This window comes from Nonomuraea harbinensis, assembly GCF_019396385.1.
Lineage (GTDB): Bacteria > Actinomycetota > Actinomycetes > Streptosporangiales > Streptosporangiaceae > Nonomuraea > Nonomuraea ferruginea.
Genome location: NZ_JAHKRN010000098.1, coordinates 1 through 11,162 on the forward strand (window position 1 = coordinate 1; position 11,162 = coordinate 11,162).

The 11,162-nt window shown below is 72.2% G+C and carries 11 protein-coding genes; 6 read left to right on the forward strand and 5 right to left on the reverse strand.

All coding sequences use genetic code 11. The features are described 5' to 3' along the window. A partial coding sequence (locus KME79_RS43750) for an ATP-binding protein (RefSeq protein WP_219552491.1) occupies positions 1 to 1,411 on the reverse strand: 1,411 nt, incomplete at its 3' end. 179 nt (positions 1,412 to 1,590) lie between these two features. Further along, positions 1,591 to 2,592: an LLM class F420-dependent oxidoreductase gene (locus tag KME79_RS43755; protein WP_219552511.1), complete on the reverse strand. Its 1,002-nt coding sequence runs from the start codon at positions 2,590 to 2,592 to the stop codon at positions 1,591 to 1,593. 81 nt (positions 2,593 to 2,673) lie between these two features. Between KME79_RS43755 and KME79_RS43760 the strand changes: the two genes are divergently transcribed. Beyond that, positions 2,674 to 4,098, forward strand: coding sequence for a sulfatase family protein (locus KME79_RS43760; protein WP_308249274.1), 1,425 nt, complete (start codon positions 2,674 to 2,676; stop codon positions 4,096 to 4,098). A gap of 3 nt (positions 4,099 to 4,101) precedes the next feature. Here the strand turns inward: KME79_RS43760 and KME79_RS43765 are convergent, their stop codons facing one another. After that, on the reverse strand, positions 4,102 to 4,788 hold the full coding sequence (locus KME79_RS43765; RefSeq protein ID WP_219552495.1) for a FadR/GntR family transcriptional regulator: 687 nt from the start codon (positions 4,786 to 4,788) through the stop codon (positions 4,102 to 4,104). Positions 4,789 to 4,863: 75 nt separating this feature from the next. Between KME79_RS43765 and KME79_RS43770 the strand changes: the two genes are divergently transcribed. Genes KME79_RS43770 through KME79_RS43780 form a run of 3 tightly spaced genes read left to right on the forward strand, consistent with a single transcriptional unit; the run spans position 4,864 to position 7,563 of the window. Beyond that, positions 4,864 to 5,595, forward strand: a complete 732-nt coding sequence (locus KME79_RS43770; protein ID WP_219552497.1) for a (Fe-S)-binding protein — start codon at positions 4,864 to 4,866, stop codon at positions 5,593 to 5,595. Beyond that, positions 5,592 to 6,992, forward strand: a complete 1,401-nt coding sequence (locus tag KME79_RS43775; protein ID WP_219552499.1) for a lactate utilization protein B — start codon at positions 5,592 to 5,594, stop codon at positions 6,990 to 6,992. Before KME79_RS43770 ends, KME79_RS43775 begins: the two co-directional genes overlap by 4 nt. Continuing rightward, a complete protein-coding gene (locus KME79_RS43780) occupies positions 6,979 to 7,563 on the forward strand; it encodes a LutC/YkgG family protein (protein WP_219552501.1) in 585 nt (194 codons plus the stop codon). The genes KME79_RS43775 and KME79_RS43780 overlap by 14 nt, the downstream gene beginning before the upstream one ends. On the opposite strand, the gene KME79_RS43785 is transcribed toward KME79_RS43780, so the two are convergent. Then, on the reverse strand, positions 7,553 to 8,563 hold the full coding sequence (locus KME79_RS43785; protein WP_219552503.1) for a baeRF2 domain-containing protein: 1,011 nt from the start codon (positions 8,561 to 8,563) through the stop codon (positions 7,553 to 7,555). The genes KME79_RS43780 and KME79_RS43785 overlap by 11 nt on opposite strands. Positions 8,564 to 8,569: 6 nt before the next feature. Next, complete coding sequence (locus KME79_RS43790; RefSeq protein ID WP_219552505.1) at positions 8,570 to 8,923, reverse strand: DUF2795 domain-containing protein; 354 nt, start codon at positions 8,921 to 8,923, stop codon at positions 8,570 to 8,572. 94 nt (positions 8,924 to 9,017) lie between these two features. Between KME79_RS43790 and KME79_RS43795 the strand changes: the two genes are divergently transcribed. Beyond that, positions 9,018 to 10,097, forward strand: coding sequence for a GNAT family N-acetyltransferase (locus tag KME79_RS43795; protein WP_219552507.1), 1,080 nt, complete (start codon positions 9,018 to 9,020; stop codon positions 10,095 to 10,097). 63 nt (positions 10,098 to 10,160) lie between these two features. Continuing rightward, positions 10,161 to 11,162 (forward strand): bifunctional cobalt-precorrin-7 (C(5))-methyltransferase/cobalt-precorrin-6B (C(15))-methyltransferase (locus KME79_RS43800; protein ID WP_219552509.1); only part of this gene is annotated, 1,002 nt, incomplete at its 3' end.

Genomic DNA, 11,162 nt, shown 5'->3' on the forward strand with positions numbered 1-11,162 from the left:
GCGGGGCCTCGGGGCGCCGGTCGAAGATCACCAGGACGCCGGTGGTGAGGCTGAGCCGGTCCAGATATCCGTCGAGCTGGGCCAGCCCTTCGGTCAGCGGGTCGTCCTTGCCTGCTCGCCAGACCTTCAGCTCCATCGCTTCGCGCTGCACCAGCCGCTCGCCGCCGGGGCCGGTGTAGGGCCAGCGGACGAGCACGTCCAGGCGTTTGGTGCCGGCGGCGTACTCCCGGTCGAGATAGCCTCCGCCGTTGACCAGCCGGTGCAGGAAGGCCATGAGGATGATCTGGCAGGCGGCCTCGTGGTAGTTCTCCTGACGGATGAGCACCTCACCGTGCTCGCGCCAGAAGACCACGAACTCCTCCAGCAGCCGGGGCAGGTCGAACCGGCCGTCCGGCAGCACGAAACTCCGCGGATCCGCGCGCACGTTCTGTTGCGATGCATCGCCCAGCACGCGCAGGATGACCTCCCGGTAGATCGGGTTGGCCACCTCCAGCGGGGGTTTCTGTTTGATCAGCCCCAGGTCACGGACGTAGGACAAATCGTCGGACAAGGCGGAGTCGGTGTAGAGGTCGCCGGCCACGATCGGTTCCATCACCCGCTTGACCCTGGGCTCGTGCAACCGCGCGGCCAGGGAGTCCAGGTGGATGGCGCGTGTCCGGATCAGCCGCTCCTTGGCCTCATCCACCCGTGCCACGGTGACGGCATCGGTCACCCCCATCTTGAAGACGATTTCGTGGGCCAAAGCGTTGACCAGCCACGGCTGCCCCTGCGTCAGCTCGAACACTCGGTCCACCGCGTCCTTGGTGAACTCCTGTCCGGTCGCCTCGGTGTGCTGGCCGTACAGCTCGCCGATCTGGCCGGCGGTGAAGTCGCCCAGGCGCAGCGAGTCGGTGACGATGTTGAACGGGCTGGTGGGGTTGCACCGGCCCGGGTCGGCACCCACGGCGGTCTTGTAGTCGCGGACGTCGCGCAGCCCGCACAGGATCACAGAAGAGGGGAACGGGTGCCCGTCCGGGCGGGCGTTGTGACCGTCCCTGAGCTGGCAGAGGAAGCTGACCAGGCTGCTGCCCTGCAGGGCGTCGATCTCGTCGAAGAACAGCACCACCCGGCGCCGGCTGCGGCGGCACCACGCGCTCAGACCCGTACCGAATCGGGTGCCCGGCGTAGCCTCCGGCCAGGGGTCCGGCGGGAGCAGTTTCTTCGGCCAGCCCGATCGCTCGGCGGCCTCGCGGATGGATTTCAGCAGGATCGACTCTCCCCAGCCGACGTCGTCGCCGGCCACCTTGGCGCGCTCGCAGGAGAACGCCAGAGCCGCGATGTCCCCCTCGGCCGTCAACTCCGACGCCAGGGTGCGCAGACCCGTCGTCTTGCCGGTCTGCCGAGGCGCGTGGACCACGAAGGAGCGATCCATGTCGATCAGCGTCCGAGCCTCGGGAAGCCGGGGCGTGGGCGGGATCATGTAGTGGAGCCGGGGGTCACACGGGCCCGCGGTATTGAAAGATTTCGCTCGGGGTGCGCGCATAATCACATACTGTCATCACTCCTGTGTTGAGCGATGACGATTCAGCCCGCTGCGGCGGGGTCCTCCGCTCAGCTGAGCACCAGGTCGCGGACGGTCCGTAGGGACGGCTCGTCGCGCGGGCCCATCACGAGCAGCGACGTGACCGGCGACTTGTGCCACGGCTCCAGGCGTTCCTTGATCCGCCCCGGCGGGCCGACCAGGGAGATGCCGTCGGCCAGCTCGTCCGGGATGGCGCGGAACGCCTCGTCCTTGCGGCCCGCCAGGTAGAGCGCCTGGATGTGCTCGGCGGCCTCGGCGTAGCCCATCCGGCCGATGATGTCGGCGTGGAAGTTGCGGTGCCTGGCCCCCATGCCGCCGATGTACAGGGTCAGCATCATCTTGACCCCGTCGAGCGCCGCCCGCACGTCGTCGGAGATGATCACCATGACCATGGCCGCGATGTCGAAGTCGGGGTCGCGCGAGGAGAGCGCGTCGCCGTACATCTCCTCGATCTTGGAAGGGAACGCGAAGAGCGGGAGCCAGCCCTGGGCGACCTCGGCGGCGAGTGCGACGTTCTTCGGGCCCTCGGCGCCCAGGTAGACGGGGATGTCCTCGCGCAGCGGGTGGGTGATGAGCTTGAGCGGCTTGCCCAGGCCGCCGGGCAGGGGGAGCGGGTAGTGCGGGCCGTCGCTGGTCACGGGCTCCTCGCGGCGCCACACCTTCCGCATGATCTCGACGTACTCGCGCGTACGGGCCAGCGGTTTGGCGAACGGCTGGCCGTACCAGCCCTCGACCACCTGCGGCCCGGACGCGCCCACGCCGAGCAGCAGCCGGCCGCCCGTCAGGTGGTCGAGCGTCATGGCGGTCATGGCCGTGGTGACCGGTGGGCGGGCGGAGAGCTGGGCGACGGAGGTGCCCAGCTTGATCCGCGACGTGCGCGCCCCGTACCAGGCCAGCGGCGTGAACACGTCGGTGCCGTACGCCTCCGCGGTCCACACCGAGTCGTAGCCGAGCCGTTCGGCGGCCAGCACCGACTCGGTCGCGTCGTCGGCGTGGCGCTGCCAGTAACCGACGTTCAGGCCGAGCTTCATCGACACCTCCGGAATCTAGTTCTATTACCCCCGGCCGCGGCGGGGGTGTCAATGCGTCGTCGGCAGGGGAAGCCTGACCCTGTGCTCCTGCGCTGTCTGGCCTGCGTCCTGCTCCTGCTGTCGCTCACGGCCGAGCCCACGGGCGCCTCCCGGAGGTCGCCGAACATCGTGGTCATCATGGCCGACGACCTGGAGGCCGGGACCCTCGCGCACTTTCCCCAGATCACCCGCCATCTGGTGCAGCAGGGCATGTCGTTCGACCGGTTCTTCACGGCCGACTCCTGGTGCTGCCCGTCGCGCTCGTCCATCCTGCGCTCCCAGTACGTCCACAGTCATGGCGTATGGACGAACACCGCCCCGGAAGGGGGATTTGAGCGCTTCAACGGCTTGGGTCTGGAACGTTCCACTATCGGGACTTGGATGCAGGATGCCGGGTATCGCACCGCGTACATGGGCAAGTACCTCAACCACTACCCAGGCCCGATGCCCGAGACGTACGTGCCGCCCGGCTGGGACACCTGGCACGTGCCCGTGCGCGGCCTCTACAACGAGTACGGCTACCGGCTCAACAGCGACGGCCGGCCGGTCGAGTACGGCTGGGGCGAGCATGACCACCTCGCCGACGTGCTGGCCGGCAAGGCGAGCGACTTCATCGCCGCGGACGGGCGGCCGTTCTTCCTCTTCCTGGCGCCGGTCGCGCCCCACCTGCCGGCCAACCCTCCGGTACGGCACGCGGAGGCGTTCACCCAGGCCACGGCGCCCAGGCCGCCGTCGTTCAACCAGGAGGACGTGAGCAAGGAGCCAGCCTGGCTGCGCGACCGGCCCCCGCTGAGCCAGAGCGAGATGGACAGGGCCGACCAGCTGTACCGCACCAGGCTGCGGGCCATGCTGGGGGTGGACGACCTCGTGGGCTCGGTGATGGACGCGCTGGCGAAGACTGGCCGGCTGCGTGACACGTACGTGTTCTTCACCTCCGACAACGGGTTCCACCTGGGCACGCACCGGCTGGCTCAGGGAAAGACCACGCCGTTCGAGGAGGCGATCCGGGTGCCGCTGGTGGTGCGCGGGCCCGGCTTGCCGGCCGGGGCGTCGGCCGGGGAGCTCAGCGCCACCGTCGACCTGGCCCCCACCATCGCGGAGCTGGGCGGGGCGCGGGTGCCGCCGTTCGCCGAAGGCCGGTCGATGACGCCGCTGCTGCGCGGCGGGCGGCCGGCCGGGTGGCGGGAGAACGTGCTCGTCGAGTTCGCCAGACCGGCCAACCGCCGGTCGGCCGCGCAGACGCCGGTGCCCGGCTACCGTGCCGTGCGGACCCGCCGCCACCTCTACGTCGCGTACGAGACGGGGGAGGAGCAACTCTACGACCTGCGCAAGGACCCCTACCAGCTGCACAACCTCGCCGCCTGCGCGAACCCCGGGCTGCTGAAGGACCTGCGGGCCCGGCTGGACGCGATGCGTTCCTGCTCGGGCGCGGCCTGCCGGGTCGCCGACACCCTGACCCCCGGCTGACTGTCAGAACAGCGACGGGTAGGCGTCCGCCAGGTGGTCGGCGACCGCGCGGGCCGCTTCCTCCGGGTCGGCCGCGCGGATCGCGGCGAGGATGCGCACGTGCCCGGCGCGCAGCACCGTCGTGTCGCCCAGCTGTTCGACGGCTTCCACCGCGTGCCGCCGCATGGAGTCGCGCAGCGAGCGCATGAACGCGGCGATCAGCCGGTTGCCGGACGCGTCCGCGATCGCGCAGTGGAAGGCGGTGTCGTGCTCGACGAACTCCTCCGCCGACCGCGCCGCGTCCATCCCCGCCAGCGCGACGGCGAGCGCGGAGGTGTCCGCGGCGGCCGAGGCGGCGCGGGCGGCCGCCCAGCGCTCGATCATCAGCCGGGTGTCGATCACCTCGCGCGGCTCCAGGCTGGCCAGCCCGAGGTGCAGCCTCAGCAGGTCGGTCAGCGTGTGGTCGGGCCGGGAGATCAGCACCGCGCCCGCGTCCGGCCCCCGCCCGACCTGGGACGTCACCACGCCGAGCGTCTCCAGCACGCGCATCGCCTCGCGCACCGACGAGCGGCTCACGCCGAGCTCCTCGGCGAGCTGCCGCTCCGCGGGCAGCCGGTCGCCCGCGGTCAGCCCGTCGTCCGCGATCCGGCGCTCCAGCTGGGCGAGCACGTCCTCGAACGTGCGGGTCCGCTTCGGGCGGGTATCAGGCAACGGGACCTCCTTCGAGGATTGCGTTCCTCTATGGTCTGACCATACTGTGGTCAGACCATACCCGGAAGGAGAAGCGTGCGAGTCGCCCTGTTTCTCACGTGCGTGAACGACACGCTCTTCCCCGGCACCGGCAAGGCCGTCGTGTCGCTGCTGCGCCGGCTGGGCTGCGAGGTCGACTTCCCGGCCGCGCAGACCTGCTGCGGGCAGATGCACCTCAACACCGGTTACCCGCAGGAGGGCGTGCGGCTGGCGCGCCACTTCACCGAGGTCTTCGCCGGCTATGAGGCGGTGGTCGTCCCCTCCGGGTCCTGCGCCGCGATGATCCGGGAGCAGTACCCCAAGCTGGTCAAGCCCGGCAGCAAGGGAGCGGCGGCCGTCGGGCGGGTGGTGCCGCGGGTGCACGAGCTGACCGAGTTCCTGCTGGACGTGCTGAAGGTCGAGGACGTGGGGGCCTACTTCCCGCACCGGGTGACCTACCACCCGACCTGCCACTCGCTGCGCGGGCTCCACCTCGGCGACCGCCCCGTGCGGCTGCTGGGCCGGGTGCGCGGGCTGGAGCTGGTCCAGCTCCCGGGCGCCGAGGAGTGCTGCGGCTTCGGCGGCACGTTCGCGATGAAGAACGCGGCCGTCTCCGCCGCCATGGGCGCCGACAAGGCGCGCAACGTGCTCGGCACCGGCGCCGAGGTGCTGTGCGCGGCCGACAACTCCTGCCTGATGCACATCGGCGGCACGCTGGCCCGCCAGAAGACGGGGGTACGGGTGATGCACATCGCGGAGATCCTGGCCGCCACGGAGGCGGGCGGATGAGCGCCACGTTCCTCGGCATGCCCGGGAGTTTCCCGAATAATGCTGAAAAAGCCGTACAGAACTCGCAGCTTCGCTACAACCTCCGCAAAGCCACCCACACGATCCGAGGCAGGCGCGCGAGCGTCGTCGGCGAGCTGCCCGACTGGCAGGAACTGCGCGCGGCCGGCAAGGCCATCAAGGACGAGACGCTGCGCCACCTCGACCGCTACCTCCTCCAGCTGGAGGAGGCCGTCACGGACGCGGGCGGCCACGTGCACTGGGCGCGCGACGCCGCCGAGGCCAACCGCATCGTCACCGATCTGGTCAAGGCCACCGGCGAGACCGAGGTCGTCAAGGTCAAGTCGATGGCCACCCAGGAGATCGGCCTGAACGAGGCGCTGGCCGAGCACGGCATCGCCGCCTACGAGACCGACCTGGCCGAGCTGATCGTCCAGCTCGGCGACGACTTCCCCAGCCACATCCTGGTGCCGGCGATCCACCGCAACCGGGCCGAGATCCGCGAGATCTTCCTGGACCGGATGGGCGACGCCCCCGAAGGGCTCACCGACGAGCCCGCCGCGCTGACCGAGGCCGCCCGCCTTCACCTGCGCGAACGGTTCCTCAGGAGCAAGGTCGCCATCTCCGGCGCCAACTTCATGGTCGCCGAGACCGGCACGCTCGTGGTGCTGGAGTCCGAGGGCAACGGCCGCATGTGCCTGAGCCTGCCCGAGACGCTCATCAGCGTCGTCGGCATCGAGAAGCTGGTGCCGTCCTGGCGCGACCTCGAGGTGTTCCTGCAACTGCTGCCGCGCAGCTCCACCGGCGAGCGGATGAACCCCTACACCAGCACCTGGACGGGCTCGGCCGAGGGCCAGGAGTTCCACCTGGTGCTGCTCGACAACGGCCGCACCGGCGTGCTCGCCGACGAGGTGGGCCGCCAGGCGCTGCGCTGCATCCGCTGCTCGGCCTGCCTGAACGTGTGTCCCGTGTACGAGCGGGCGGGCGGTCACGCCTACGGCTCGGTCTACCCGGGCCCGATCGGCGCCATCCTCACCCCGCAGCTGCGCGGCATGGGCTCCGACCTGGACGCCTCGCTCCCGTACGCGTCCAGCCTGTGCGGCGCCTGCTTCGAGGCCTGCCCGGTGGCGATCGACATCCCCGAGGTGCTCGTCCACCTGCGTGCCGAGGCCCCGCACGGGGCCGCGGAGCGCGCGGGCATGCGGCTGGCCGGCTGGGTGTTCGGCGACCGGGCCCGCCTGGCCGGGGTCCAGCGACTGGCCTCGCGGCTGCGCAAGCTGGTGCCGAAGAGACTGCCCGGCCCGCTGTCGGCCTGGACCGACACCCGCGACCTGCCGGACATCCCGGAAGAACCGTTCAGGGACTGGTGGGAAAGAGAGGAGCGGCATGGGCGCCCGTGAGGAGATACTCGGCCGGATCCGGCAGGCCGTGCGCGGCGCGCCCGAGGTGGAGATCCCGCGCGGCTACCGTACCGCGCCGCCGGTGGACGACCTGGCCGGCCTGTTCGCCGAGCGGGTGCGCGACTACCGCGCCATCGTGCACGTGCTGCCCGCCGCCGAGGTGCCCGCCGCGATCACCGAGCTGGTACGGGGGCGCCGCATGGTGATCCCCGACGGACTCCCGCCCGAGTGGTCGGAAGGCGCCGAGCCCGCCGGCGGGTCGCTGGCCGAACTGGACGCCGCCGACGGCGTGGTGACCGGCTGCGCGGTCGCCATCGCCGAGACCGGCACCATCGTCCTCGACACCGGCCCCGGCCAGGGCACCCGCGCGCAGACGCTGGTGCCCGACTACCACCTGTGCGTGGTGCTGGCCGGCCAGATCGTGGCGGGCGTCCCCGAGGCGGTGGCCCGGCTCGACCCGTCACGCCCGCTCACCTGGATCAGCGGCCCGTCCGCCACCAGCGACATCGAGCTGAACCGGGTCGAAGGCGTGCACGGCCCCAGGACCCTGGAAGTGATCGTCAGTACCTGAGCACCGCCGCGACGTCCTCCACCTGGTCGGTGAACCAGATCTCGGCGTCGGTCATCGCCGCCGCCCTGACGAGGGCCGAGTCGGCGCGCTCCTGCACCGGGTGCTCCACCCCCCACGTGCGGAGCTCCCCGGCGTCGCGCGACACCTGCGTCGCCCCCTCGCCGATCCAGACGGTGCGCGGCAGCTCGCCGGGCATCAGCAGCGCGTGCACCCGGCCCTCGCGCAGCGCCTGCGCCACCCGGGCCACCCCGGTCGGGCCGTCCTGCTCGCCGTGGCGGTTCAGCAGCTCGGCCCTGCGGTCGTCCAGCCAGCCGCCGAGCGCGGTCTCCACGTCCTGCTCGAACCCGCCGGTCGCGTTGCGGTGGCCGCGTTCCAGCATCTGGATGCGGCCGGTGGACCGGGGGCCGAGGTGGTCGCAGAGCAGCGAGCGCGAATGCGGCTCGCCCGCCACCAGCACGAGCTGGGCGTCGGTGCGCCGCACCTGCTCGTCGACCTCCTGGGCGACGGCCACGGCGTTCTTCTCCCAGGTCTCCTCCACCGCCTTCTCGTAGTGCCGCTGGGAGAAGCCGCCCTGCGCGGTCTTCTGCAGCGGCCACTCCTCGGCCTCGACGGTCGTCTTGCGCGGCGAGCCGTTCCCGTGCACCGAGACGTCCGCGCCGGCGTGGTCGATGATCACCCGCAGGTGCGGCACGCGCTCGCCCCGCTGCATCAGCATCGGAGTGACGAGCGGCAGCGGCGAGAACGCCGCCAGCGGGCGGGGCGCCTCCGGCAGCGGCTCCGACAGCACCACGTCGCCGTGCACGGCGAACACCGCCCGTCCCGGTCCCGGGCTCAGCACCTCCTCACGCAGCGCCTCGGACTCGGTGCCGCCGGCCCGCTCCAGCTCGTCACACAGGCTCGTCCACAGGGCGGACCGGTCCCGCGCGGTGAGCCCGCCCACGTACACCGACGCGTACGGCCCCGGGCGCTCGTAGAGCGGCCGGATGAAGTCGAGTCGCACGTGTCATCACCTCCGCCTTGCCGCGCCGGGTCCCACGGCCCGGCACACCTCGGGCACGGTCATGTAGCGGCGGGCCGGCAGCGCGCGCAGCAACGTGACCACCTCGTCGGGGGCGCCCATCCGCTCGGCGTGCCGCATCAGGTCGTAAGGGGTGGCGGGGAAGTCGGCGTCGCTCAGCCACGCGGCCAGGTCGCCGCGGACGCCTGCGGGGCCTCCCCGCCCGGGCGTGTAGCGGTGCACGCGCTCCAGCTGGCCCGGCTCGGGCTCCCGCCACTCCTCGGCGGGCACCGTCCCGACGCCGCGTGGGTTGCCGTCGGGACCGTCGAACCCGTCCGGCTCGTGCCTTCGCTGCTCGTCCATGCGAGGGCTGTGCTCTTTCATCATCGCTCCTCCCGTTGCGCCCCCCTACCCCCGCTTTCGTGGGCAAACATGGCTGATTGTGTACGCTGCCGACGTGTTCGATCCCCGGCTGACCATCACCACCGAGCGGCTCGTTCTGCGCCCGTTCGGCCTCTCGGACGTGGACCGGATCAGATCCGTCGTCGAGTCGGGCGTCCGGTTCCTGCCTCCCGGCGCCCCGGGTCACCTGGCGTCCGTCTCCCAGTGGCTCGCCAACGGCGTGCACGAGCTCCAGCGCTCAGGCCAGGGCATCCACCTGGCGATGACGGACGGGAACGGGCTCATCGTCGGCGCCATCAGCCTGTTCAAGACCGCGTGGGGCGCCGGCACCACCGAGGTCGGCTACGGCGTGCACCCGCTCCACCGGGGGCGCGGGTTCGCCACCGAGGCGCTGCGCGGGCTGGTCGCGTACGTCTTCGCCGAGACCACGCTGCGCCGCGTCGACCTGACGGCCAACTTGGACAACCTGCCGTCCCTGCATGTGGCCAGGAAAGCTGGCTTCACCTGGGAAGGCGTGCTGCGCGCCGCGGTGCTCGAAGACGACGGGCCGCACGATCTGGTGATCTTCGGGATGCTCCGCGACGACGGCCGGACCCCTGGCGAGACCCTGCCCAGGGCCGAGCTGCGCACCGAACGGCTGCTCATCCGCCCGCCCGCCGAGAAGGACGTGCCGGACCTGGCCGCCACCGGCGCCGACCCGCTCACCCAGGCCATGACCGGCGTGCCGCGCCGCTACGGCCAGGCCCACGCCCGCGCCTTCGTCGCGACCTCCGAGCGGATGCGGCTGCGCGGCGACGGCATCGCCTGGGCCGTGGAAGAGCTGGCCGGCGGCCGGTTCGCGGCCAACGTCGACCTCAGGGACGTGGACTGGGCCAACCGGTCGTGCGAGATCGGCTACATGGCCGCGCCGTGGGCGCGCGGCCGGGGCTACACCACCGAGGCCGTCGCCGCCATCGCCCGCTGGCTGCTGCGCGAGCAGCGCTTCCAGCGGCTCAAGCTGCGGGCCGCGGTGTCCAACCCCGCCTCCCAGCGGGTCGCGGAGAAGGCGGGCTTCGTCCGCGAGGGCGTCGAACGCAACGCGCTGCGCGGCGAGGACCTCGTCGTCTTCAGCCTGATCCCGTCCGACCTTTCCTGAGCGAGACCTCTTGGTGAAACGGTGGTGCAACCGTCAATCTGGTGGGTGAGGACGGTGAGGCCCATGATCACGGTTGTCGGGTGGGACGGTTCGGGACTGTCGGCCAAGGCGGTCGACCGGCTGAAGGCCGCCAGGCTGGTCATCGGCCCCGACCACCTGACCCGGCGGCTGGCCCCGTCCGCCGCCACGGCCTCTCCCGGCGGCCTGCTCGACGCCCTCGACGCCCACATGGAGCGGGGCGAGGGCCCGGCCGTCGTGATCGCCGAGGGCGACCCCGGCTTCTTCGGCGTGGTGCGCACGCTGCGCGGCCACGGGCTGGAGCCCGACGTGCTGCCCGCCACCTCGATCGTCACCCGCGCCTTCGCCTGCGCCGGGCTCGACTGGGACGACGCCCTCGTGGTCGCCCCGGCCGGCCCCCACCAGCTCGCCCGCGTGGTCAACGCCTGCCGGGCGCACCCCAAGGTCGCGCTGCTCGTCACCCCCGGCGTCGGCCCCGGCGAGATCGCCAGGGAGCTCGCCCCCACCACCCCGCGCGCGCTCGTCGTCTGCGAGGACCTCGGCGGGCCCGACGAGCGCGTCACCCACAGCCGCATGGGCGAGGCCACCACCCGGCCGTGGAAGGACCCGGACGTGGTGCTCGTGATCGACCCGCTGCACCGCCGGAAGGAGCCCGGCTGGGTGGCGGGCGCCCAGCCGGGACCGGCCGGATGGGCGCTGCCGCTGGAGTCCAGGCTGCCCGCCGAGGTGCGCGCGTACGTGCTCGCCAAGCTCGGGCCCCGGCTCGGCGACCTGGTCTGGGACGTGGGCGCGGGCAACGGCGAGATCGCGGTGGAGTGCGCCAGGTTCGGCGCCGCGGTGATGGCCGTCGAGCGCGACGCCGACGCCTGCGCCCGGCTGCGCGAGAACGTCCTGAGCCACGGCGTCAAGGTGGCGCTCACCCGGGGGCAGGCGCCGCCCGCGCTCGAACCGCTGCCCGACCCCGACGCCGTCTTCGTCGGCGGGGGCGGGCCCCACGTGATCGTCGCCTGCGCCGCCCGCCGGCCCCGCTCGCTGGTGTGCGCGCTG